Genomic DNA, 22,514 nt, shown 5'->3' on the forward strand with positions numbered 1-22,514 from the left:
GGTGGGAGTTCAAGGGCGAACGTTAGGTAATCCACTCATGCTGACCATCCTCGGCTTCACCATGATCGCGACCTTCCTGGTCCTGATCATGCTGAAGAAGATGTCGCCGATCGCGGCGCTCGTGCTGATACCGGCACTTTTCTGTGTCTTCGTCGGAAAGGGCGCCCACCTCGGTGACTACGTCATCGACGGCGTCACCAGCCTCGCCCCCACGGCGGCGATGCTCATGTTCGCGATCGTCTACTTCGGCGTGATGATCGACGTCGGCCTCTTCGACCCGATCGTTCGCGGAATCCTGAAGTTCTGCAAGGCGGACCCGCTGCGGATCGTGGTGGGCACCGCCCTGCTCGCCGCGATCGTCTCGCTCGACGGCGACGGCTCGACCACCTTCATGATCACGGTCTCGGCGATGTACCCGCTGTACAAGCGCCTGAAGATGAGCCTCGTCGTGATGACCGGCGTCGCCGCCATGGCCAACGGCGTGATGAACACCCTGCCCTGGGGTGGCCCGACCGCCCGCGCCGCGACCGCCCTGAAGCTCGACGCCAGCGACATCTTCGTCCCGATGATCCCGGCCCTCGCCGTCGGCCTGCTGGGTGTCTTCGCCCTCGCGTACGTCCTCGGCCGCCGCGAGCGCAAGCGGCTCGGCGTGCTGACGCTGGACGAGGTCCTCGAGCCCGCCGAGTCCGAGACGGTGCTGGTCGGCGCCGGTGGCGGCGCCGAGGGCAAGAAGGCGGCACGTACCGGCGGTTCGGGCTCCGGCACGGACGCCGACGCCCCCGAGACGGACGACGACGGCTTCCAGGGCCTCGACCCCCACCGCGCCACCCTGCGCCCCAAGCTCTACTGGTTCAACGCGCTGCTCACGGTCACCCTGCTGACCGCCATGATCATGGAGTGGCTGCCGATCCCGGTCCTCTTCCTGCTCGGCGCCGCGCTCGCGCTCACCGTCAACTTCCCGCACATGCCCGACCAGAAGGCCCGCCTCGGCGCCCACGCCGAGAACGTCCTCAACGTCTCCGGCATGGTCTTCGCCGCCGCCGTCTTCACCGGCGTCCTCACCGGCACCGGCATGGTCGACCACATGGCCAAGTGGCTGGTGAACAACATCCCCGACGGCATGGGCCCGCACATGGCCTTCGTCACCGGCGTCCTGAGCATCCCGCTCACGTACTTCATGTCCAACGACGGCTTCTACTTCGGCGTCCTCCCGGTCCTCGCCGAGGCGGGCCAGGCGCACGGCGTCTCCTCCCTGGAGATCGCCCGCGCCTCCCTCATCGGCCAGCCGCTGCACATGTCGAGCCCGCTCGTCCCCGCCGTGTACGTCCTCGTCGGCATGGCGAAGGTCGAGTTCGGCGACCACACCAGGTTCGTGGTCAAGTGGGCCGCGCTCACCTCACTGGTGGTGCTCGGCGCGGGAATCCTCTTCGGCATCATCTGATGAAGGACGCCTCCGGGCCCGGCAGGGGCTGGCTGCTGCGCCTCGTCATCGCCTTCTCCTTCGCGCAGGGGGCGGTGTCGATGGCGCGGCCGGCCGTCTCCTACCGGGCCCTCGCGCTGGGCGCCGACGAGCGCGCGATCGGCGTCATCGCGGGCGTGTACGCACTGCTCCCGCTGTTCGCCGCGGTACCGCTCGGGCGCCGTACCGACCACGGGCGCTGTGCCCCGCTCCTGCCCGTCGGTGTCGTGCTGATCGCGGGCGGGTGCGCGCTGAGCGGTACGGCGAACTCGCTGACGGCGATGGCCGCGTGGAGCGGAGTGATGGGCCTCGGCCATCTCTGCTTCGTCATCGGCGCCCAGTCGATCGTCGCCCGCCAGTCCGCACCGCACGAACAGGACCGCAACTTCGGGCACTTCACCATCGGCGCGTCCCTCGGCCAGCTCGTCGGGCCGATCGCCGCCGGCGCCCTCATCGGCGGCCCCGACCGGGCGGCCACCAGCGCGCTGGCCCTGCTCGTCGCGGGCGCGGTCGCCGCGGTCTCCTGCACCTCGCTGTGGCGCATCGAACGCCGTACGCCGTCCAAGTCCCCTGTGTCGTACGGCGACCGCGTGCCCGTCCGTCGCATCCTGCGCACCCGGGGCGTGCCCGCGGGCATCTTCATCAGCCTCGCCGTGCTGTCCGCGACGGACATCCTCACCGCGTATCTGCCGGTCGTCGGCGACCACCGGGGCATCGCGCCGTCCGTGATCGGTCTGCTGCTGAGCCTGCGCGCGGCGGCGACCATCGCCTGCCGGCTGGTGATGACGCCGATGCTGCACCGGCTCGGCAGGGCCGCGCTGCTCACCGTGACCTGTCTGGTGGCGGGCGTGCTGTGCGCGGGTATCGCGCTGCCGGTGCCGGTCTGGGCGCTCGCGGCGATGCTGCTGGTCCTCGGCTTCTGTCTGGGAGTCGGCCAGCCGCTGTCCATGACCACGGTCGTCCAGGCGGCCCCGGACGGCGCGCGCTCCACCGCCCTCGCCCTGCGGCTGACCGGCAACCGGCTCGGCCAGGTCGCCGCACCCGCCGCGGCCGGTCTGGTCGCCGGAATCGCGGGTGTGGCAGCGCCGTTCGTGATGCTCGGGGCGCTGTTGCTGCTGTCGTCGGGGGTCGCGCTGCGGTCGCCGGGGGAGCCGGACCGGGGGCGCGCGAAGCCGCTGCCGTCCCGTTCCCGGGTCGGGGCGCGCTTGCGCCGGAAGAGCGATATCTGACGGAGCGTCGGGCGCTGCTTCCGGTTTTCGCGGGGGGATGTGAAAGAGAGTCAGGCGAAGTGCGATTTGTATGAAAATCGTCTGACTCGGAGGATTCTGCATGTTCACCTCGTCCATTGCCCGCCGCGGCGGCGCGCGTCTGACCGCCGCCACCGCTCTCGCCGCGCTCACCGTCGCGGGAACCGCCCTCGCCGGGGCCCCGGCCGCGTTCGCCGCTCCGGTGCCCGGAGACAACGGCACCGTCAAGATCCATACGCCGGACACGGACCCCGGAGACCCGAAGGACGAGCCGAAGGTCTGCGAGTTCTACCTCGACGCCACCGGCTTCGACGCGATGCAGAACGTCCACTGGTCCATCGAGACCCAGCCGCACGTCAACGGCGGCGACACGGCCTCGGGCGACCTCGTCGCCGACGCGAACGGCGCGGCCCACACCGACAACGTGCCGCTGGACAACGGGCAGTACAAGCTCACGTGGACGTTCACCGGCGAGAACGGCGCGGGCAAGATGAAGGTCTTCAAGGTCGATTGCACGGGCTCCTCGCCGTCCCCGACCCCGACCCCCACCCCGACCCCGACCCCGACGCCCACCTCAACGCATCCGGGTGGTCCGGGCGGCCCGCACGGTGGCCCGCCCGCGGGCGGCGGCGGTCTCGCCCGCACCGAGGACTTCTCGCCGGTCGCGGGTGCGGCCGCGGCGGGACTCGTCGTGGTCGGAGGAGCCGTGTACTTCCGGCTGCGCCGCCGCCCCGATGGCGCGGCGTAACCGACGACGCAGGCCCTGGTACCGGACGCGCGCCTACCGCCTGACGAGGACGATCGTGGTCACGATCGGCCTGGTGGTGGGCGGCGTCTGGTGGGCGGGCGCTGATGAGACCACCGCGCCCGCCGCATCGGCCGCCGCGGGGCCGGGGGACGCCCGCGCGTCCGCCCGCCCCGCCGCGGGCGGCGCCGGATCCCGGCCGGCGCCGGCCAGGCCTCCCGCCCCGCCGACGCCGCTGCCGCCCTCCCGGCCCACCACCCTCGCGATTCCGTATCTCGGCCTGGAGGCGCCGGTCGTCGGGCTCCGGCTCGACGGTGGCAGCCGGCTCACCGCACCTCCCGTGGACGACCCCAAGCTGGTCGGTTGGTACGACGGCGGACCGATGCCGGGCGGGACCGGCACGGCGGTTGTCGTCGGGCACCGCGACACCAGGACCGGGCCGGCCGTCTTCGCCGGGCTCGGCGAACTCCGGCCCGGCCGTCTGGTCGAGGCCCACCGCGCCGACGGACGGACCGCCGTCTACACGGTGGACGCGGTACGGACGTACGAGAAGGCGCACTTCCCCGACAAGGAGGTGTACGGCGCCAGGAACCGCCCCGAACTGCGTCTGATCACCTGTGGCGGCGCCTACGACCCGAAGACCGGCTACGCCGGGAACATCGTCGTCTTCGCGCATCTGACGGCGACCCGCGGCCCGGCGCGCGGGGCGTGAACCGAGGCCGGGGGACAACCGCCGAGGGGTCGGAATCGGCCGGAAAGGGGCGGAAGGGGAGCTGAAGCTGATCGTCCGGTTTCTCACGGGCTGGACGGAGCCGTCCGATCCCGCCGAGCGTCTTCCCCTGGGCATGTGCGGTCCGTTAGCTTCCGTGACTCATACGCCCCGTACGACCCGCACGGGACGTCCGACCGTGGAGCACCTCAGTCCTGTGAGCCCCCGGGGGCACCCCTCATGACACGCGCCATCTCCCTGCACAACGTCAGCAAGGTCTACACGCGCGGCACCCGCGTGGTGGAGCGGCTGTCGCTCGACATCCGGCCCGGTGAGTTCCTGGTGCTGCTCGGGCCGTCCGGCTGCGGCAAGTCGACCGTGCTGAGAATGATCGCCGGACTCGAGGACGTCACCGAGGGCGAGCTGCGCCTCGACGGCGAGTACGCCAACGATCTGCCGCCCGCCGAGCGGGACATCGCGATGGTCTTCCAGAACTTCGCCCTGTACCCGAGCATGACCAGCCGCGACAACATCGGTTTCCCGCTGCGCATCGAGGCGCCGGGCGCGGACCCGCGCCCGCGCGTCGACGCCACCGCCCGGATGCTCGGCATCGAGGACCTCCTCGACCGCTTCCCCAGCCAGCTCTCCGGCGGCGAACGCCAGCGGGTCGCCATGGGCCGGGCGATCGCGCGCCACCCGTCGGCCTTCCTGATGGACGAACCGCTGTCCAACCTCGACGCCAAGCTCCGCAACCATCTGCGCGCCGAAATATCCAGCCTGACCCGGGACTTGGGCGTCACCACGGTGTACGTCACCCACGACCAGGCCGAGGCCATGTCGCTCGGCGACCGCGTCGCCGTCCTGCGCGGCGGCGTCCTCCAGCAGCTCGCCACCCCGCGGGAGGTCTACGCACTGCCGGTGAACGTCTTCGTCGCCGCCTTCATCGGCACCCCGCGGATCAACCTGCTGCGCGGCGTCGTCCGCGCCCCGCTCGACGGCGCCATGTCCATCAGCCTCGGCAAGCAGTACCTGCGGCTGCCCGAACCCCTCACCCTGGACCACCAGTTGCTGCGGGTGCAGCAGGGGCGCGAGGTCATCGTCGGGCTGCGCTCCGAGGCCGTCCGCATCGCCAAGCCCGCCGCGGCCCGCCCCGGTGAGGTGGCGATCAGCGGTCTCGTCGAGCACGTGGAGTTCCAGGGCCACGAGGTCCTCGTCCACTTCAACACCGGCTCGCGGCCCGCCGTCGTACCGGACCTGGAGGCGCCGCGCCCGGTCCGCGCGGCCCGGCGGCGACGCCGCGAGGGCACCGTCATCGACCGCCTGAGGGAACGCGCGGGCGCCCTGCGGGCCGGGCCTGTCGTGGTCCTCGAACACCCCGGGGACACCGGACCCGAGCGCCCCGAACCGGCGCCCCCGGAGGGCCGCCTCCCCGGGGACCTCGTCGTCCGCACCACCCCCGACTTCGACCTCCGCCACGGCATGCAGATCCCCCTCCTCGTCGACCTCGCCCACCTGTTCGTCTTCGACCAGCACGGCGAACGGATCTGCCCGGCCCCGGCGCGGTTGCCGGACCTGGAGGAGTGAGCGGCCGTGGTGAGGCAGGGGTGCCTGGCGCGCGAAAACTAACATCGCTAGTTTGTGTGCCGGACGACGCGACCCCTCCAGGAGGACTCACCATGCAGGCTCACGACGGCATGTACATCGACGGCGGCTGGCGCCCCGCCGCGGGCGGGGACACGATCGAGGTCGTGAACCCGGTCGACGAGCAGGTGATCGGCCGGGTCCCCGCGGGCACGGCCGAGGACGTCGACACCGCCGTACGGGCCGCCCGCGCCGCCCTCCCGGGCTGGGCCGCGACCCCGCCCGCCGAGCGGGCCGCGCGCCTGGCCGCCCTCCGGGACGTCCTGGTGGCCCGCAAGGACGAGATCGCCGAGACGGTGACCGCCGAACTCGGCTCGCCGCTCGCGTTCTCGCAGGCGGTGCACGCGGGCGTGCCGATCGCGGTCGCCGGGTCCTACGCCGAACTGGCGGCGACACACGCCTTCGAGGAGAAGATCGGCAACTCGACCGTCCACCACGAACCGGTCGGCGTGGTCGGCGCCATCACGCCCTGGAACTACCCCCTGCATCAGATCGTCGCCAAGGTCGCCCCCGCGCTGGCGGCGGGCTGCACGGTGGTGCTGAAGCCCGCCGAGGACACCCCGCTGACCGCGCAGCTCTTCGCCGAGGCGGTGCACGAGGCGGGCGTACCGGCGGGCGTCTTCAACCTGGTCACCGGCCTCGGCCCGGTCGCCGGCCAGGCCCTCGCCGAGCACGAGGGCGTGGACCTGGTCTCCTTCACCGGCTCCACGGCCGTCGGCAGGCAGATCGGCGCCACCGCCGGTGCCGCGGTCAAGAAGGTGGCCCTGGAACTGGGCGGTAAGTCCGCCAACGTCATCCTGCCGAGCGCCGACCTCGCCAAGGCGGTGGCCGTGGGCGTCGCCAACGTGATGTCCAACTCCGGCCAGACGTGCAGCGCCTGGACGCGCATGCTCGTGCACCGGGAGCGGTACGAGGAGGCGGTCGACCTCGCAGCCGCCGCAGCGGCCAAGTACGGCGACCGGATCGGCCCGGTGGTGAACGCCAAGCAGCAGGAGCGGGTGCGGAGCTACATCGAGAAGGGTGTTGCCGAGGGAGCCCGGCTGGTCGCCGGCGGTCCCGAATCCCCCTGTGAGCGCGGCTACTTCGTCAGCCCGACCGTCTTCGCCGACGTGACCTTCGACATGACCATCGCCCAGGAGGAGATCTTCGGCCCGGTCCTCTCGATCATCCGGTACGACGACGAGGAGGACGCCCTGCGGATCGCGAACGGCACGGTGTACGGCCTCGCGGGAGCCGTCTGGGCCGGGGAGGAGTCGGAGGCGGTCGCTTTCGCCCGCCGCCTGGAGACCGGACAGGTCGACATCAACGGCGGCCGCTTCAACCCTCTGGCGCCCTTCGGCGGTTACAAGCAGTCGGGCGTGGGCCGCGAACTCGGCCCGCACGGCCTCGGCGAGTATCTCCAGACCAAGTCCCTGCAGTTCTGACCCGGTTCGCCGTACCGCAGTCCAAGCCGCCCCACATTCTGGAGAGTTGCCCTCATGGCTGTCCGTGCCGCCGTCCTGCCCGCCATCGGCGCCCCGCTGGAGATCACCGACATCGAACTGCCCGAGCCGGGCCCCGGCCAGGTCCGCGTCCGCCTCGTCGCCGCCGGGGTCTGCCACTCCGACCTGTCCCTGTCCGACGGCACCATGCGCGTGCCGGTGCCGGCAGTACTCGGGCACGAGGGCGCGGGCACGGTCGTCTCCGTCGGTGAGGGCGTCACGCACGTCGCCCCCGGTGACGGGGTCGTGCTCAACTGGGCTCCCTCCTGCGGACGTTGCCACGCCTGCTCGCTCGGCGAGGTGTGGCTGTGCGCCAACGCGTTGAACGGCGCGGCGGACGTGTACGCGCGGCGGGTGTCCGACGGGAGCGACCTGCATCCCGGCCTGAACGTCGCCGCGTTCGCCGAGGAGACCGTCGTGGCCGCCGCCTGCGTGCTCCCGGCGCCGGACGGCGTACCGCTCACCGACGCGGCCCTCCTCGGCTGCGCCGTCCTCACCGGCTACGGCGCAGTCCACCACTCGGCGAAGGTCCAGGCGGGCGAGACCGTCGCGGTGTTCGGCGCCGGCGGAGTCGGCCTGGCCGCCCTGCAGTCCGCCAGGATCGCGGGCGCCTCGAAGATCGTCGCGGTCGACGTCTCGCCCGAGAAGGAGTCCCTCGCCCGCGAGGCCGGCGCCACGGACTACGTCGTCGCCTCCGAGAACACCGCCCGCGAGATCCGCGCCCTCACCAACAAGCAGGGCGTCGACGTGGCCGTCGAGTGCGTCGGCCGGGCGGTCACGATCCGCACGGCCTGGGACTCCACCCGTCGCGGTGGCCGCACCACGGTCGTCGGCATCGGCGGCAAGGACCAGCAGATCACCTTCAACGCCCTGGAACTCTTCCACTGGGGCCGAACCCTCGCAGGCTGCGTCTACGGCAACTCCGACCCGGCCAAGGACCTCCCGATCCTCGCCGAACACATCCGGGAGGGCCGCCTCGACCTCACCTCCATGGTGACGGAACGCATCACCCTGGAGGACATCCCGAGGGCATTCGAGAACATGGTGGCGGGCAAGGGGGGAAGGGCGCTGATCACGACGTTCTAGGTTTCAGCCCGTCAGGCGTTCGAGGACGAGGCCGCTAGCCCCGCGGTTCCGGAGCCGCCTCCGGAACCGCGACCTCCACGGGCTCGGCCCCCGCGGCCGTACGAACCCGGGCCCGAGACCGGGAAACCGCCACTCCCGCGAGACACAGCAGACCCCCGGCCAGCGTGAGCAACCCCGGCACCTCATCGAGCACCAGCCAGGACATCAGCACCACAAGCGCAGGCACGGCATACGTCGTGGCACCCATCCGGCTCGCGGTCGTCCGGGCCAGCGCATACGCCCACGTCGTGAACGCCAGCGCGGTCGGAAAGACGCCCAGATAGACCATGTTGAGCGTCGCGGAGACAGGCGCGTCGGCTGCGTCATGCACGAGCTGCCCGGCGAAGGGCAGACACACGACGGCGCCGACCAGACACCCGAACGTCGTGACCTGCAGCGCGCTCGCCCGACCGAGCGCGGGCTTCTGGGCGACGACCCCGCCCGCGTACCCCACGGCGGCCAGCAGGCACAGCACCACACCGAGCACCGACGAACCGCCCCCGCCGGACATCGACAGCCCCACGGCGACGGCGCCCGCGAAGGACACCGCCATGCCCGCGAGCAGCCGCGGCGGCATGGCATCGCCGAGGAGCCGCGAGCCGAGGAGGGCGATGAGGATCGGGCCGATGTTCACGACCAGCGCCGCGGTACCGGCGTCCACCTGCTGTTCGCCCCAGTTGAGCGCCACCATGTAGAAGCCGAACCACAGCAGCCCGGATATCGCGATCCCGCGCCAGGCGGCCCGCGGTGGCCAACCCTCCCTGCGCACCAGGCAGATGGCCCCGAGCGCGACGGCTCCGGCCAGCAGCCGTCCGAGCGCCAGCGCGCCCGGCGAGTACGCGGCCCCCGCGCTGCGGATCGACACGAAGGCGGAGGCCCACAGGACGACGGTGACCGTGGCGGCTCCCGCGGCGAGCAGCTCCGCGCGACGGCCGGGGACGGTCGGGGACGTGTTCATCATGCTCCTGAGGCTAGAGGTGACGTACGACAATGACTCGCGGATTTCGGACGCCCTGCTGGGTAGGGCCTTGATCTACGGCGAGGGGCTGCCCGGAGCCGTACTGCTCAGAGCGGTCCAGCCCGAAGCCGTACTGCCTTGCGCCGTAGACCCCGGCGGCCGCCTCAACGCAACACACCCGCCTCGATCCCCAACAGCTCCGCCAGCGCCCGCTCGCCCTCACCCGTGACCTTGACGGCCCGCTCCGACCCGATGCGCACGCACCAGCCCGCGTCCAGGGCATGGCGGCACAGGGCGGCGCCCGCGATGCCCGCGAGGTGGGGACGGCGCTCGGTCCAGTCGAGGCAGGCCCGTGCCAACGGACGGCGACCGGCCCGTTCGAGCCCGATCCCGGCGTCCGCGAACCACCGCACACCGGCGTCCGTGAGCACGAACCCCGCGGCCCCTTCTTTTTGCGTACGCAGCAGCCCGCGCCCGGTCAGGGCATCGGTGACCGCGATGCCGAGCCGCCCGGCGAGGTGGTCGTAGCAGGTGCGCCCGCGGGCCATCGCGGAACCGGCGGTGGAGGCGCGCAGCGTCCGCGGTCGCCCTGCGGCGGTCGGTGCGACCTGGGCGGCAAGGTCCTCCACGAGCTGCGCGACGCGGGTTCCGGCCAGCCGTACGTACCGGTGCCGCCCCTGGCGCTCCTCGGTGAGCAGTCCGCCCGCGACGAGCTTGCCGAGGTGCTCGCTCGCGGTCGAGGGCGCGACGCCCGCGGACCGGGCCAGCTCTCCGGCGGTCCACGCCCGCCCGTCGAGCAGCGCGAGCAGGAAGGCGGCGCGCGTCTCGTCGGCGATCAGCCCGGCGAGCGCGGCCAGCCCGGGGGCTGCGGGATCCTTCGGCCTCGTCATGCCACCCAGCATGCGACACGAACGGTTCGGCACTCACCGAACCATCGAGGGCGCCCGGACAACGGCCCCGAGTCCCGCTCACGCCCCCCGCGCGAGCTGCGCGTACTGCTGGCTCAGCCCGTCCAGCAGCGCGGTCAGCCCCGTCTCGAAGGCCCGCTCGTCGATCTTCTCCTGCTGCTCGGCGAGGAGATGGGCCTGCCCGAGATGCGGGTAGTCGGCGGGGTCGTACGCCGTCGCGTCGTCGACGAAGCCCCCGGCGAACGAGCCCAGCGCGGAGCCCATGACGAAGTAGCGCATCAGCGCGCCGATGGAGGTGGCCTGTGCGGGCGGCCAGCCCGCCGCGACCATCGCGCCGAAGACGGCGTCCGCGACCCGCAGCCCGGCGGGCCTGCGGCCGGGGCCGCGGGCGAGGACCGGGACGATGTTCGGGTGGTCGCGCAGGGCCGCCCGGTAGGAGACGGCCCAGTCGTGCAGGGCGGTCCGCCAGGCGCGGCCGTCCTCGAACATCGACAGGTCGACCTGCGCGCTCACCGAGTCCGCCACCGCCTCCAGGATCTGGTCCTTGGTGGGGAAGTGGTTGTACAGGGACGGGCCGCTGACCCCGAGTTCGGCGGCGAGCCGACGCGTGGAGACGGCCGCGAGGCCCTCCGCGTCCACGAGCGCCCGGGCCGTGTCCACGATGCGGTCGGTGCTCAGGAGGGGCTTGCGCGGTCGGGCCATGGCGCACATAGTAGGGCTGCGCCTGAAAACTAGCAGTGCTAATTTAATTTCTGTGGGGTGACTCGGCATGAACCTGGAGCTCAGCGAGGAGCAGACCGCCGTACGGCAGCTCGCCCGGGACTTCGTGGAGCGCGAGATCGCCCCCCACGTCATCGCCTGGGACCGTGCGGAGGACGTCGACCGCGGCATCGTGAAGAAGCTCGGCGCGGTCGGGTTCCTGGGCCTGACCGTCGACGAGGAGTACGGCGGCTCGGGCGGCGACCACCTCGCCTACTGCCTGGTGACCGAGGAACTCGGCCGCGGCGACTCCTCGGTGCGCGGGATCGTGTCCGTCTCGCTCGGGCTCGTCGCCAAGACCATCGCGGCGTGGGGGAGCGAGGAGCAGAAGCGCCAGTGGCTGCCGGGGCTCACCGCGGGCGAGCTGGTGGGCTGCTTCGGCCTCACCGAACCGGGCACCGGCTCCGACGCGGGAAACCTGTCCACCCGGGCCGTGCGCGACGGCGGCGACTACGTCGTCAACGGCACCAAGATGTTCATCACCAACGGCACCTGGGCCGACGTCGTGCTGCTGTTCGCCCGCTCCACGGACGCCCCCGGCCACAAGGGCGTCTCCGCCTTCCTCGTGCCGACGGACACCCCTGGTCTGTCCCGCCGCACCATCCACGGCAAGCTCGGCCTGCGCGGCCAGGCCACCGCCGAACTGGTCCTGGAGGACGTGCGCGTCCCCGCCTCGGCCATGCTGGCCCCCGAGGGCAAGGGCTTCTCCGTCGCCATGTCCGCGCTCGCCAAGGGGCGGATGTCGGTGGCGGCCGGCTGCGTCGGCATCGCCCAGGCGGCGCTGGACGCGGCGGTGACGTACGCGACCGAGCGCGGGCAGTTCGGCAAGACCATCGCCCACCACCAGCTCGTCCAGGAGCTGATCAGCGACATCGCCGTGGACGTCGACGCGGCACGGCTGCTGACCTGGCGGGTCGCCGATCTCGTCGACCGCGGGCTGCCGTTCGCCACCGAGTCCTCCAAGGCCAAGCTCTTCGCCTCCGAGGCCGCCGTGCGCGCCGCGAACAACGCCCTCCAGGTCTACGGCGGTTACGGCTACATCGACGAGTACCCGGTCGGCAAACTGCTGCGCGACGCCCGCGTGATGACCCTCTACGAAGGCACCAGCCAGATCCAGAAACTGCTCATCGGCCGTGCGCTGACGGGGATTTCGGCGTTCTGAGTACCGCTCTGAGTACGCCGACGGATGTGGCCGCCGGTCCGCGCGGCGAGGCTGTCCCCATGAGTGAGACACCGGTCAAGCAGCAGTCCACGGCGGCCTTCTACGGCCAGGCCGTGGCCTCCTTCGCCGTCGCCATGGCGGCCACCTCCATCGGCATCTTCCGGCTGCACGCCGACGCATGGGTGCGCGGCTTCCTCGCCATCGCCGTCCTCTACCTGGTGACCTCGTCGTTCACGCTCGCCAAGGTGATCCGCGACCGGCAGGAGGCCGGGCAGATCGTCAGCCGCGTCGACCAGGCCAGGCTGGAGAAGCTGCTCGCCGAGCACGACCCCTTCGAGAAGATCTGACGGCTTGGCGTGCCCGCGCGGCCACGGCCCTGAGCGGGCACTCTAAGCGCTCGCTCACCTTCAGAGGTATGGTGTTCGTCATGCCACTGGAAGGGGCGCGAGCGATGAGTACGGCGGAGGAGACGGTCGGCGGCGACATGCAGCCGTGGGCCGAGGTCACCCCGGACGCGGCACGGCGACTGCTCGTCGCCGCCGTCGAGGCCTTCGCCGAGCGCGGGTATCACGCGACGACGACCCGGGACATCGCGGGCCGCGCGGGCATGAGCCCCGCAGCGCTCTACATCCACTACAAGACCAAGGAAGAGCTGCTCCACCGGATCAGCCGGATCGGCCACGAGAAGGCCGTGGAGATCCTGCGGACGGCCGCCCAGGGCGAGGGCGACGCGGCCGAGCGGCTCGCCGACGCCGTGAGCTCCTTCGTCCGCTGGCACGCCGGCGGGCGCACCACCGCACGCGTCGTGCAGTACGAACTGGACTCGCTCGGCCCGGACGCCCGCGCCGAGATCCTCGGGCTGCGCCGCCAGGTCGACGCCGAGGTGCGCGGGATCATCCAGGACGGCGTGGCGGCGGGCGAGTTCGACGTGCCCGACATCCCGGGCACCACGCTCGCCGTGCTCTCCCTCTGCATCGACGTGGCCCGCTGGTTCAACGTCAACGGCCCCCGGACCCCCGACGAGGTCGGCGAGCTCTACGCCGACCTCGTCCTGCGCATGGTGGGAGCCAAGAGCTAGGGCTCAGAGGCATCAGAAGCGTCAGAGGCAGGGGTGCGCCCCTGACGCCGTAGCGCGGCTCAGAAGTAGAAGCGCGAGACCGACTCCGCCACGCACACCGGCTTGTCGCCGCCCTCGCGTTCCACCGTCACCGCCGCCGTGACCTGGACCCCGCCGCCCGTCTCGGTGACGTCCGTGACGACCGCGGTGGCGCGCACCCGGGAGCCCACCGGCACGGGAGCGGGGAAGCGGACCTTGTTCGTGCCGTAGTTGACGCCCATCTTCACGTTCTCGACCCGCATCACCTGCGGCACCAGGGCGGGCAGCAGCGACAGCGTCAGATAGCCGTGCGCGATGGTCGTGCCGAACGGGCCCGCGGCCGCCTTCTCCGGGTCCACGTGGATCCACTGGTGGTCGCCGGTGGCGTCCGCGAACAGGTCGATCCGCTTCTGGTCGACCTCCAGCCAGTCGCTGTGCCCCAACTGCTCGCCCACCGCCGCCGTCAGTTCGTCGGCGGATGTGAAGATCCTCGGCTCTGCCATGTCCCTGGCCTCCCACGTCGCAATGTCCAAGCAACTACATGCCTAAGCAACTGCTTAGCATGGTCGGACGGGAAGCCCATGTCAACGGAACCACGGTGTGACGCGGTAGGTAGGGTTCGAGGGGTGCCCCAGATTCCCGAGAAGATCCATGAACTCACGGTCGGCCAGCTGTCGGCCCGCAGCGGCGCCGCCGTCTCCGCTCTGCACTTCTACGAGTCCAAGGGCCTGATCAGCAGCCGCCGCACCACGGGCAACCAACGCCGCTACTCCCGTGACGCGCTGCGCCGGGTCGCCTTCGTGCGGGCCGCGCAGCGCGTCGGTATCCCGCTGGCCACGATCCGCGAGGCGCTCGCCGAGCTTCCCGAGGAACGCACCCCGACCCGGGAGGACTGGGCCCGGCTCTCCGAGGTCTGGCGGTCCGAACTCGACGAGCGCATCAAGCAGCTGAACCGGCTCCGCGACCACCTCACCGACTGCATCGGCTGCGGCTGTCTCTCCCTGGAGGGCTGTGTGCTCTCCAACCCCGACGACGTCTTCGGCGAGCGGCAGTCCGGCTCCCGCCTCATGGTGGAGCGCCGCACCAACGGCCGACCGGACCGGACCCCACAGCAGAAGGAGCCCGAGGACTGCCGCTGAGCAGCCCCCGGGCGCTGGGTGTGACGCCCTCGCGAGGGCGTCACGTCTGGCGAGGTCGTGACGCCCGGCGAGGGCGTCACGCCGTCACTCGTACTCCGTGCCGCCCTTCCGCGTCAGATACGCCGGGCTGACCGCCTTCGCGATCGCCCGGCCACCCGTCACCGGGCTGTACCGCTCGGGGCTGGCACGGATGACGACACCCTCGCGCAGGTGCAGCTCGCGCCCCGAGACGGTCTCCCGGCCCGAGGCGATCTCCAGGACGCGTCCGATGTCGTACGGGCCCTCATGCAGCCTTGGTACGAGCGGCAGTTCACCCTCCAGCAGCCGCGCCGCGTCCAGCCAGCGGACCTCGCCGTCGATCTCCGCCGACACGTCGAAGACGGCGTACCCGAGGGTCTCGCGGCGGCCGTCCGCGCCGTACGCCAGATCTTGTACGCCCGCCCCGTACACCTCGCCGAAGATGCCGACCCGGCGCGCGCCGAGCCGCTCGGCGAGCCGGGCCGCGGCCTCCGCGACCCCGTGACTGTGCACGGCCCGCCAGTACAGGTTGCGCGGATCCTCCTTCAGGGCGAGGGACTTGGCGCCGAAGCCCTTCGACGAGACGTGCGCGCGGCCCTCGTCCGCGAGATAGGTCAGCAGACAGGCCGAACCGTGCAGCTTCTCGGTCAGGACGACGGGCTCGCCCGGCGTGAAGATGTCCGGATAGCGCTGGATGTTCTCGATGTCGACCCAGGGCAGCAGATCGGGCGCGGACTCGACCTCGCCGTTCATCGTGGGCGGGATCGGCGGCACCCACTTGACGATGCCGAGCGCCTCCGCGAAGTCGGTGCCGTCCTCGGCCGCCCGCGCCAGGTCGACGTCCGAGAGCGCCTTCGGCCGGCACACGATTCCCTGCGACAGCTCACCGCGCAGCCGCACCGCCTTGACCCGGTCGGACCTGCTGCCCGCCAGGCGTCCGGTCAGCCCCAGCTCCTCGATCAGCCGGTCCGGGAGCACGGACTGCTCGGGGATGTAGACGGCGGTCTCACCGGTGCGGTACGCGTCCTTGGCGACGACGGCCCGGTACAGGCCCACCTGGGCCAGCTCCAGCGCGTCGGCGTTGGGATGCTTGTGGATGGTCAGCACTTCGGCGGTGACGCGCAGCGTCGACATCGGGGACTCCTCGGTTACACGGTGTGGTGGCTCAGTTGTGTTTCATCGCCCCCAACTGTCCGTACGGGAAAGGGGTGGAGCGAGGAGTTTTGCGGCTGGTAACGTCGCGATCTTCGGCCGGCGGCGACGCCGTGCACGGAGTCCTGACGGGACGTCTCCCATGCATTCACCGGCACTTGAGGCCGCCCTCGCGGACATCGACACGGTCTTCCACGGCTTCGCCAGCCCCCCCCGGCGAGACCGGCTGCGGCCGCTGCCATCTGCCGGAGGAGACGGCCTATCTGCGCACTGCGGACGTCGCCATGCCCGCGGACGTGCTGCGGATGTGGGTCTACGAAGTCAGCGACCACTTCGACGACCACGCCGCCGCGATGCGCCGCCTGATGCCGCAGCTGGCACGGGCGATGGCCGACGGCAGCCTGGACGGGATCGGCTGGGGAGCCCATGGGCTGAGCCGGGTGAACTGGCGCTCCTGGCCCGCCGAGCAGGCCGCGGCCGTCGAGGCGTTCGTGCACGCCTGGTGGCAGGACCAGCTCACGGCGCCCGAGCCGCCGTACCCGATGGAGGACGTCTTCGAGACGTGCGCCTCGGTCGCCCGGACCGTGACCCCGTTCCTCGACGGATGGGTACCCGGACCGGTCGCCGACGGGCACCTAGCCCACTGCGTCGACGACTGGCTCTACGACCTGCTTTCCGACTCCGACCCCTTCCGCTGGTGGTACGACGACAGCCGCGACGCGGGCGTCGCGCGGCTGCGGACCTGGCTGACGCAGCAGGCCGCCCCGCGCCTGCGTGCCTGCGGGCAGCCCGACCTGGCCATACGCGCCGAACTCCTCGCCCTCCCCTACGACGAGCGCTGGGCCCATCCGTACTGGGCAACCGCCTCCGCCACCAACTGAGCGTTGGACAGCGCCCGTTGCCCGTCCGGCAGGACCAGCGTGTCCTCCAGGCCGACGCGCGTCGCGAGCCCCAGCCGTCCGGCCAGCCGCAGCACCGGCCAGGCACCGCCCTCCTCGCCGTGCAGCAGCACGGGGCGGCCGGGGTCGGTGCCGGAGCCGAGGTCGGCCAGCAGCGCCAGGGCGGACTCCTCGGCCGTCGCCGGGTCCGCGTCCGTCACCTCGGCCAGCACGCGCAGCACCCGCGACCGGAGCGGGGACGCCGCGAACCGTGCCGCGCCGTCCGTGCCGGACCAGAGGCCCGCCTCCACGCCGATCCCGAGGTCGAGGAGGGCCGCCGCGACCTCCTCGGCGCCCGGCTCGTGCCAGTTGACCGAGGCGTGGTCGGGCAGCACGGTCCAGGAGCGGACGCGCTCCACCCGGGCCGCGGGATCCGGCTCGGCCCACGCACCCGTGCTCACCCCGACCGGCACCCGCACCTGTGCGCGTATCGCCTCGAGCGTCGCCGCGACCGCCTTCGGCGACAAAGTGTCCTGTCCACAGGGGGACTTGGGGTGGACATGGACGTCAAAGGCCCCGGCCGCGACGGCCTCGTCCGCGGACCGGGCCATTGCCCCCGGCGACAGCGGAACGACGGCACCGTCGACCGCCCCGCGCGCTCCGTTCAGACAAACCTGCACCATGCCTCGATGGTGCCAGCCGCCACTGACAATCCGGCTGATCACAGCCGATGGGTCAGGGTGCAGCAGACACCAGCTCGGGGGTGCGGCCCTCGTAACGCACCCCCGTCGTGCCTACGCCGACATCAGCAGCTGCCCGCGCCTGGCGTCCGCCAGGGCCTCGGCCGTCAGGACGGGCCGCGGCACGACGATCCCGCAGCCGGTGCAGACCGGGCCCGATGAGGGTTCATGGGCCAGGTCGTACTTCCATATGAGGCGCTCGCCGCCGCACACCGGGCACCAGGCGCCGGGCTCGCGCTCCAGTGCGGCGATCAGCCGGCGCAGTACCTCGGCCAGTGGTTCATGGGGGTGGACCTCAGGGTCGTCGCACCAGGCGACGCCGCAACCGCCCCAGGTCAGCCGGTGCCAGTCGTCGACCGTGCCCGGCCTGCGCAGCCCGTCGTGCTTCTCCTTCTTGCGGCGCTGCGCGAACTCGACCTCATAGGCGAGCCAGACGGAGCGGGCCTCCTCCAGTTCGTCCAGTGCGGCCACGAGCCGCGCCGGATCGGGAGAACGGTCCTCAGGACCGAACCCGGCCCGGGAGCACAGATGGTCCCAGGTCGCCCGATGCCCGTAAGGGGCGAACCTCTCAAGGCACTTGCGCAGTGAGTACCGCCGCAGCGCCAGATCGCACCTCGGATCTCGCACCTGTCTCGCCAGACTCCGGAAACCCGCCATCGCCCTGCACCTCCGTCACACCTGCACCTTTACTTCGGTCACTTCGGCGTCGTCGAACGGACGTCGCCGAATAGACGTATCGACAAGCGATTCGGCTCCATCCGTTTTCCGATGACCTCCATCAGCGGGTCGTGATGACACCTCAGACGGCTGCCGTGACCCATGTTTCTGCCGTGATGACCCCATGTCTGCCGTGACGACTCCAAAAAGTGACGCATGTTCATCTTCAATCTCGGGGATACCGGCGGTAACGTCCGGGCCCACCCCCGTCGGGAGGAGCTGCCATGCCACGGCGCACCCCACGTACCACCCTGGACAGACTGAGAACTCCCCGCAGATTCCCGGGGTTCCTGAAGGCCGCATCCGTATGCGCCCTCATTGCCGGGCTTCTGTCCCCGCTCACCCAGGCCCCGGCCTCGGCCGCCGGCGCGACCGCCGCGAACGACTACTGCGGCGGCCAGTGCTCCGACATCCTCCCGCCCGGCGAGAACGGCAACGCCACCCTCGCCCAGGTCCTCCTCAACCAGGCCTTCGGCACCCAGCCCGACCACGCCGAGGACCAGCTCGCGCCCTACGGCAATCTGCCCTCGGGCTACTCGTCGCTGACCGACGCGAAGATCAACAACTTCTTCAACGACGCCTCCTTCGGCGTCGCGTCCGACCAGGTCGCCTCGACCACCAAGCCGGGCGGGCGCAGCGACGTGACGATCGTCCGCGACAAGAAGACGGGCGTCCCGCACATCACGGGCACCACCCGCTACGGCACTGAATACGGAGCCGGGTACGCAGCCGCTCAGGACCGACTGTGGCTGATGGACGTCTTCCGGCACGTCGGACGCGGCCAGCTGACCACCTTCGCGGGCGGCGCGGCCTCCAACCAGGGCCTTGAGCAGGAGTTCTGGCGCAACGCGCCGTACACCGAGGCCGACCTCCAGGCTCAGATCGACCGGGCCATCGCCAACAACGGCGCCCGCGGCCAGCAGGCCCTCGCCGACGCGAACGCCTACCTCGACGGCATCAACTCCTACATCGACGCCTCCGACAGCGGGCGGTACTTCCCCGGTGAGTACGTCCTGACCGGGCACAAGGACTCGGTCACCAACGCCGGAACCATCGACCACTTCAAGCTCACCGACCTGGTCGCGCTGGCCTCCGTCATCGGCTCGCTCTTCGGCTCCGGGGGCGGCGGCGAGGTCAACAACGCCCTCTCGCTGATCGCCGCGCAGTCCAAGTACGGCGTCGCCGAGGGCACCAAGGTCTGGGAGTCCTTCCGCGAGCGCAACGACCCGGAGGCGGCCCTCACCGTCCACAACGGCGAGAGCTTCCCGTACGCGACCAAGCCCGACGACCCGCAGGGCGAGGCGCTGCCCGACGCCGGTTCGGTGACCCAGGAGCCGTTGGTCTACGACCGCACCGGCAGCGCGGCCACCGCAAGTGCCACCGGCGCCTCCACCACGGCCGCCAAGACGGCTCTCACCTCGGCGAAGCGCGGGATGTCCAACGCCCTCGTGGTGAGCGGCAAACACACCGCCAGCGGCCACCCGATCGCCGTCTTCGGTCCCCAAACCGGCTATTTCGCGCCGCAGTTGCTCATGCTCCAGGAGATCCAGGGCCCGGGTCTCAGCGCCCGCGGCGCCTCCTTCGCGGGCCTGAGCATGTACGTCGAACTCGGCCGCGGCCAGGACTACTCGTGGAGCGCCACGACCTCCGGCCAGGACATCATCGACACGTACGCCGTCGAGCTGTGCCAGGACGACTACCACTACCTCTACCACGGCACCTGTACGGCCATGGACAAGGTCGAGCAGACCAACTCCTGGAAGCCGACCGTCGCCGACGGCACCGCCGCCGGCTCGTACCGGATGCAGGTCTACCGGACCAAGTACGGCCCGGTGGAGTACCGCGCGACCGTCGGCGGCAAGAAGGTCGCGTACACCACCCTGCGGTCCTCCTACATGCACGAGGCCGACTCGATCATCGGCTTCCAGATGCTCAACGACCCGGACTACGTGAAGAGCCCGGCGACCTTCCAGAGCGCGGCGCAGCACATCAACTACACCTTCAACTGGTTCTACGCCGACTCCGCGCACACCGCGTACTACAACAGCGGTGACAACCCGGTGCGCGCGAGCGGTGTCGACGCCGAGTTCCCGGTCTGGGCGCAGTCGGCGTACGAGTGGAAGGGCTGGGACCCGGCGACCAACACCGCCACGTACACCGCGGCCTCCGCCCACCCCAACTCCATCGACCAGGACTACTACATCTCCTGGAACAACAAGCAGGCCAAGAACTACACGACCGCGCCCTGGGGCGACGGCTCGGTGCACCGCGGCGACCTCCTGGAGGACCGGGTGAAGAAGCTGGTCTCCGCGGGCGGTGTCACCAGAACCGCGCTGGTGAAGGCGATGGCGGACGCGGCCCTGGCCGACCTGCGGGCCGAGGACGTGCTCCCGGACCTGCTGAAGGTCGTCAACAGCTCGACGGTCACCGACTCCACGGCCGCGGCGGCGGTCAGCAAGTTGCAGGCGTGGATCTCGGCCGGCGCCAAGCGCACGGAGACGTCGGCGGGTTCGCACGCCTACGCCGACGCCGACGCGATCCGCATCCTGGACGCCTGGTGGCCGCTGCTGGTGAAGGCCGAGTTCGAACCGGGCCTCGGCAGCGACCTGTACGCCGCCATCGGCAACAACATCCCCATCGACGAGTCGCCGTCGGCCGCACACGGCCCGACCGGCGCACACGCCGGAAGCTCCTTCCAGTACGGCTGGTGGAGCTACGTCGACAAGGACATCCGGACGGTGCTGGGGGAGTCCGTACAGGGCGGCCTCGCGCACTCGTACTGCGGGGGCGGCAACCTCAGCGCCTGCCGGGATCTGCTGATCAGCACGCTCAAGGAGGCCGCCGGCAAGACCGCGTCCGCCGTCTACCCGGGTGACGACCAGTGCTCGGCGGGCGACCAGTGGTGTGCCGACTCGATCGTGCAGCGCACGCTCGGCGGCATCAAGCACGGCAAGATCACCTGGCAGAACCGGCCGACCTACCAGCAGGTGGTGGAGTACTCGTCACATCGGTGACGGTGCCTACGGCTGTTGACCAACCCCCGTTGACCTACGACTGTTGGCCAACGGGGGTTTGCCTGCTCCCGTTGGCCGACGGGCGTTTGCCTACGTACGTTGGCCGACGGCCGTTTGCCTACGCACGTTGGCCAACGGCCGGTGGTCTCGCTACTGCACCCGTCCCGCCGCCAGCACCACCTGGGCCAGCTCCCGGTGGCAGATGTCGCTGTGGGCCCCCGCCGGGGGCCCGCCGCGCCTCACCACCGCGGCGGCGTCGATGTTCACGCAGCCCGAGGCGGGCAGCTTCGTCTTGAGGGCGTCGGCCAGTTTGAGGGCGCGCGTACCGTCCACCGCCTGCACCCCGTCATGGCCCATCGCGCCCCACTTGGCGCCCAGCATGCGGCCCAGGTCGAAATCCGCGAGCGACGCGCCGTCGCCCGACATCCGTGAGGCCAGCGGGTAGATCGTGCCGAGCGCCGAGTCGAAGTGGGAGTAGCAGCACACGAGGGGGCCGTCAATGCGGTTCTGCTGTCCGTGCAGGACTCCGCCGGCCCGTGCGTCGTGCGGCAGCCGCGCCGCGAACGCGTAGTGCGAGAAGGCCCCTTGGAGCAGCGTCACGGACTTCACCGTGCGCACCCCCTCGGGCAGTCCGCGCAGCGCGAAGGAGACCAGGCGGCCGCCGAAGCTGTGCCCGACCAGGTGCACCCGTACCGCGGGCGCCGTGTGGGCGAGCTGGCCGACCACGCGCCCGAGGCCGCGCTCGCCGACGGTCCCGGCGCGCCGCTTCATGGCGAAGTACGTGGCCTGGCGCAGCAGTTCGTGCGCCCCGTCCCACAGCCGGGGCATGGCGAACGACGTCTCCGTGCCGTCCGGCGACGCGGTCAGCGCCAGCGCCTGCGCGAACTCGTCGCAGACTGTCGCGGTGTCCCCGAACAGCATCTGCGGGTCGCCCTCCGGCACCCCTTCCGCCAGCGTGTCCGCGGCGAACGCGGTCTGCGGGCCCTGCGGCCGCACCTCGACCAGCAGCCGTACGAGACGGCCGAACTCCTCCAACGAGGCACCCTCGTCGGGTCGTTGGTCCAGCAGCCGGGCGATCTGCTCGACCACGGTCGCCCGCCCCGGGAACACCTCCAGGAGCGCGTGCCGGGTGCGCTTGTCGAGGACCGGGCCCGCGGGAGCGGCCGCGGCGCTCGCGACCGCCGACGGGTCGAAGTCGGGGATCGGCTCGTCCGAGAACCGCATCGAGGGCCACACCACGCCCACGTATCCGAGCCGGGCCCTCGGGGTGAGTGCCGGGAACGGTGCGAAGAACTCGCTGTACAGGCGGGTCGCGCCGGAGCGGTCGTTGTTCCAGCCGTGCGCGAAGACGATCAGGTCGCGGATCCCGCGCTGCGTCACCTCCGCGAGCAGCCGGTCGCGCTCCCCGCCGTCCACGTCCCCGTCCGCGTCGAAGGTCAGCTCCCAGTACGGAGTCACGCTCACTGCCGGTGCCGCCATGACAGGCCCCCTTGCCCCACGCTTCGATGCGTTATGGGCGCATCGTCCTGCTGGTGGGGAAGGTTGGCCATACGTCACGACGTAGGC

The 22,514-nt window shown here is 71.4% G+C and carries 21 protein-coding genes; 13 read left to right on the top strand and 8 right to left on the bottom strand.

Annotated features, from left to right (window positions below; genetic code table 11):
* Window positions 1-37: 37 nt before the first annotated feature.
* The 7 genes from AB5J56_RS35580 (at window position 38) to AB5J56_RS35610 (ending at window position 8,368) form a co-directional block, all read left to right on the top strand.
* Window positions 38-1,441, top strand: coding sequence for a CitMHS family transporter (locus AB5J56_RS35580; protein WP_369238959.1), 1,404 nt, complete (start codon window positions 38-40; stop codon window positions 1,439-1,441).
* Window positions 1,441-2,688, top strand: coding sequence for an MFS transporter (locus AB5J56_RS35585; RefSeq protein ID WP_369238961.1), 1,248 nt, complete (start codon window positions 1,441-1,443; stop codon window positions 2,686-2,688). The genes AB5J56_RS35580 and AB5J56_RS35585 overlap by 1 nt, the downstream gene beginning before the upstream one ends.
* 100 nt (window positions 2,689-2,788) lie before the next feature.
* Entirely contained in the window at window positions 2,789-3,454 is a 666-nt protein-coding gene (locus AB5J56_RS35590) for a hypothetical protein (RefSeq protein WP_369238963.1), read from the top strand.
* Window positions 3,441-4,163, top strand: coding sequence for a class F sortase (locus AB5J56_RS35595; RefSeq protein ID WP_369238965.1), 723 nt, complete (start codon window positions 3,441-3,443; stop codon window positions 4,161-4,163). The genes AB5J56_RS35590 and AB5J56_RS35595 overlap by 14 nt, the downstream gene beginning before the upstream one ends.
* 237 nt (window positions 4,164-4,400) lie before the next feature.
* On the top strand, window positions 4,401-5,744 hold the full coding sequence (locus tag AB5J56_RS35600) for an ABC transporter ATP-binding protein (protein ID WP_369238967.1): 1,344 nt from the start codon (window positions 4,401-4,403) through the stop codon (window positions 5,742-5,744).
* 92 nt (window positions 5,745-5,836) lie between these two features.
* Entirely contained in the window at window positions 5,837-7,225 is a 1,389-nt protein-coding gene (locus tag AB5J56_RS35605; RefSeq protein WP_369238969.1) for an aldehyde dehydrogenase family protein, read from the top strand.
* Window positions 7,226-7,279: 54 nt separating this feature from the next.
* Entirely contained in the window at window positions 7,280-8,368 is a 1,089-nt protein-coding gene (locus tag AB5J56_RS35610) for a Zn-dependent alcohol dehydrogenase (protein WP_369238971.1), read from the top strand.
* Between the two features lie 34 nt (window positions 8,369-8,402).
* Here AB5J56_RS35610 and AB5J56_RS35615 read toward each other — a convergent pair whose 3' ends face one another.
* The 3 genes from AB5J56_RS35615 to AB5J56_RS35625 all read right to left on the bottom strand — a co-directional run bounded on the left by AB5J56_RS35615 (window position 8,403) and on the right by AB5J56_RS35625 (window position 10,984).
* Entirely contained in the window at window positions 8,403-9,368 is a 966-nt protein-coding gene (locus AB5J56_RS35615) for a DMT family transporter (protein ID WP_369238973.1), read from the bottom strand.
* 161 nt (window positions 9,369-9,529) lie between these two features.
* Window positions 9,530-10,255, bottom strand: coding sequence for an ArsR/SmtB family transcription factor (locus AB5J56_RS35620; protein ID WP_369238975.1), 726 nt, complete (start codon window positions 10,253-10,255; stop codon window positions 9,530-9,532).
* A gap of 78 nt (window positions 10,256-10,333) precedes the next feature.
* On the bottom strand, window positions 10,334-10,984 hold the full coding sequence (locus AB5J56_RS35625) for a TetR/AcrR family transcriptional regulator (protein WP_369238977.1): 651 nt from the start codon (window positions 10,982-10,984) through the stop codon (window positions 10,334-10,336).
* Window positions 10,985-11,042: 58 nt separating this feature from the next.
* Between AB5J56_RS35625 and AB5J56_RS35630 the strand changes: the two genes are divergently transcribed.
* The 3 genes from AB5J56_RS35630 (at window position 11,043) to AB5J56_RS35640 (ending at window position 13,272) form a co-directional block, all read left to right on the top strand.
* Window positions 11,043-12,194, top strand: a complete 1,152-nt coding sequence (locus AB5J56_RS35630; protein ID WP_369238979.1) for an acyl-CoA dehydrogenase family protein — start codon at window positions 11,043-11,045, stop codon at window positions 12,192-12,194.
* 59 nt (window positions 12,195-12,253) lie between these two features.
* On the top strand, window positions 12,254-12,541 hold the full coding sequence (locus tag AB5J56_RS35635; RefSeq protein WP_356147134.1) for a YiaA/YiaB family inner membrane protein: 288 nt from the start codon (window positions 12,254-12,256) through the stop codon (window positions 12,539-12,541).
* A 104-nt stretch (window positions 12,542-12,645) separates the two neighbouring features.
* Entirely contained in the window at window positions 12,646-13,272 is a 627-nt protein-coding gene (locus tag AB5J56_RS35640) for a TetR/AcrR family transcriptional regulator (protein WP_369238981.1), read from the top strand.
* Between the two features lie 59 nt (window positions 13,273-13,331).
* On the opposite strand, the gene AB5J56_RS35645 is transcribed toward AB5J56_RS35640, so the two are convergent.
* Window positions 13,332-13,793, bottom strand: coding sequence for a MaoC family dehydratase (locus AB5J56_RS35645; RefSeq protein WP_369238983.1), 462 nt, complete (start codon window positions 13,791-13,793; stop codon window positions 13,332-13,334).
* A 123-nt stretch (window positions 13,794-13,916) separates the two neighbouring features.
* Between AB5J56_RS35645 and soxR the strand changes: the two genes are divergently transcribed.
* Window positions 13,917-14,429: a redox-sensitive transcriptional activator SoxR gene (gene soxR, locus AB5J56_RS35650; RefSeq protein WP_369238985.1), complete on the top strand. Its 513-nt coding sequence runs from the start codon at window positions 13,917-13,919 to the stop codon at window positions 14,427-14,429.
* Between the two features lie 84 nt (window positions 14,430-14,513).
* On the opposite strand, the gene AB5J56_RS35655 is transcribed toward soxR, so the two are convergent.
* Window positions 14,514-15,581, bottom strand: a complete 1,068-nt coding sequence (locus AB5J56_RS35655) for an RNA ligase (ATP) (RefSeq protein ID WP_369238987.1) — start codon at window positions 15,579-15,581, stop codon at window positions 14,514-14,516.
* A 302-nt stretch (window positions 15,582-15,883) separates the two neighbouring features.
* On the opposite strand from AB5J56_RS35655, the gene AB5J56_RS35660 reads away from it, so the two are divergent.
* Complete coding sequence (locus AB5J56_RS35660) at window positions 15,884-16,480, top strand: hypothetical protein (RefSeq protein ID WP_369238989.1); 597 nt, start codon at window positions 15,884-15,886, stop codon at window positions 16,478-16,480.
* Here AB5J56_RS35660 and AB5J56_RS35665 read toward each other — a convergent pair.
* Both AB5J56_RS35665 and AB5J56_RS35670 read right to left on the bottom strand, forming a co-directional pair.
* Window positions 16,426-17,160 (bottom strand): 3-keto-5-aminohexanoate cleavage protein, encoded by a 735-nt coding sequence (locus tag AB5J56_RS35665; protein ID WP_369238991.1) that lies wholly within the window; start codon window positions 17,158-17,160, stop codon window positions 16,426-16,428. The genes AB5J56_RS35660 and AB5J56_RS35665 overlap by 55 nt on opposite strands.
* Before the next feature lie 111 nt (window positions 17,161-17,271).
* Window positions 17,272-17,874: a hypothetical protein gene (locus AB5J56_RS35670; protein WP_369238993.1), complete on the bottom strand. Its 603-nt coding sequence runs from the start codon at window positions 17,872-17,874 to the stop codon at window positions 17,272-17,274.
* Between the two features lie 284 nt (window positions 17,875-18,158).
* On the opposite strand from AB5J56_RS35670, the gene AB5J56_RS35675 reads away from it, so the two are divergent.
* Complete coding sequence (locus AB5J56_RS35675) at window positions 18,159-20,948, top strand: penicillin acylase family protein (RefSeq protein ID WP_369238995.1); 2,790 nt, start codon at window positions 18,159-18,161, stop codon at window positions 20,946-20,948.
* A 150-nt stretch (window positions 20,949-21,098) separates the two neighbouring features.
* Here AB5J56_RS35675 and AB5J56_RS35680 read toward each other — a convergent pair whose 3' ends face one another.
* Entirely contained in the window at window positions 21,099-22,427 is a 1,329-nt protein-coding gene (locus tag AB5J56_RS35680) for a serine-threonine protein kinase (protein ID WP_369238997.1), read from the bottom strand.
* Window positions 22,428-22,514: the final 87 nt, after the last annotated feature.

Origin of the sequence: Streptomyces sp. R21 (assembly GCF_041051975.1) — a bacterium.
Lineage (GTDB): Bacteria > Actinomycetota > Actinomycetes > Streptomycetales > Streptomycetaceae > Streptomyces.

What these genes read in the sequence shown, in the direction of transcription:
- AB5J56_RS35580 (WP_369238959.1), top strand. Translation starts at nt 38, where the DNA reads ATGCTGACCATCCTCGGCTTCACCATGATCGCGACCTTCCTGGTCCTG.
- AB5J56_RS35585 (WP_369238961.1), top strand. Translation starts at nt 1,441, where the DNA reads ATGAAGGACGCCTCCGGGCCCGGCAGGGGCTGGCTGCTGCGCCTCGTC.
- AB5J56_RS35590 (WP_369238963.1), top strand. Translation starts at nt 2,789, where the DNA reads ATGTTCACCTCGTCCATTGCCCGCCGCGGCGGCGCGCGTCTGACCGCC.
- AB5J56_RS35595 (WP_369238965.1), top strand. Translation starts at nt 3,441, where the DNA reads ATGGCGCGGCGTAACCGACGACGCAGGCCCTGGTACCGGACGCGCGCC.
- AB5J56_RS35600 (WP_369238967.1), top strand. Translation starts at nt 4,401, where the DNA reads ATGACACGCGCCATCTCCCTGCACAACGTCAGCAAGGTCTACACGCGC.
- AB5J56_RS35605 (WP_369238969.1), top strand. Translation starts at nt 5,837, where the DNA reads ATGCAGGCTCACGACGGCATGTACATCGACGGCGGCTGGCGCCCCGCC.
- AB5J56_RS35610 (WP_369238971.1), top strand. Translation starts at nt 7,280, where the DNA reads ATGGCTGTCCGTGCCGCCGTCCTGCCCGCCATCGGCGCCCCGCTGGAG.
- AB5J56_RS35615 (WP_369238973.1), bottom strand. Translation starts at nt 9,368, where the DNA reads ATGATGAACACGTCCCCGACCGTCCCCGGCCGTCGCGCGGAGCTGCTC.
- AB5J56_RS35620 (WP_369238975.1), bottom strand. Translation starts at nt 10,255, where the DNA reads ATGACGAGGCCGAAGGATCCCGCAGCCCCCGGGCTGGCCGCGCTCGCC.
- AB5J56_RS35625 (WP_369238977.1), bottom strand. Translation starts at nt 10,984, where the DNA reads ATGTGCGCCATGGCCCGACCGCGCAAGCCCCTCCTGAGCACCGACCGC.
- AB5J56_RS35630 (WP_369238979.1), top strand. Translation starts at nt 11,043, where the DNA reads ATGAACCTGGAGCTCAGCGAGGAGCAGACCGCCGTACGGCAGCTCGCC.
- AB5J56_RS35635 (WP_356147134.1), top strand. Translation starts at nt 12,254, where the DNA reads ATGAGTGAGACACCGGTCAAGCAGCAGTCCACGGCGGCCTTCTACGGC.
- AB5J56_RS35640 (WP_369238981.1), top strand. Translation starts at nt 12,646, where the DNA reads ATGAGTACGGCGGAGGAGACGGTCGGCGGCGACATGCAGCCGTGGGCC.
- AB5J56_RS35645 (WP_369238983.1), bottom strand. Translation starts at nt 13,793, where the DNA reads ATGGCAGAGCCGAGGATCTTCACATCCGCCGACGAACTGACGGCGGCG.
- AB5J56_RS35655 (WP_369238987.1), bottom strand. Translation starts at nt 15,581, where the DNA reads ATGTCGACGCTGCGCGTCACCGCCGAAGTGCTGACCATCCACAAGCAT.
- AB5J56_RS35660 (WP_369238989.1), top strand. Translation starts at nt 15,884, where the DNA reads ATGCCCGCGGACGTGCTGCGGATGTGGGTCTACGAAGTCAGCGACCAC.
- AB5J56_RS35665 (WP_369238991.1), bottom strand. Translation starts at nt 17,160, where the DNA reads ATGGTGCAGGTTTGTCTGAACGGAGCGCGCGGGGCGGTCGACGGTGCC.
- AB5J56_RS35670 (WP_369238993.1), bottom strand. Translation starts at nt 17,874, where the DNA reads ATGGCGGGTTTCCGGAGTCTGGCGAGACAGGTGCGAGATCCGAGGTGC.
- AB5J56_RS35675 (WP_369238995.1), top strand. Translation starts at nt 18,159, where the DNA reads ATGCCACGGCGCACCCCACGTACCACCCTGGACAGACTGAGAACTCCC.
- AB5J56_RS35680 (WP_369238997.1), bottom strand. Translation starts at nt 22,427, where the DNA reads ATGGCGGCACCGGCAGTGAGCGTGACTCCGTACTGGGAGCTGACCTTC.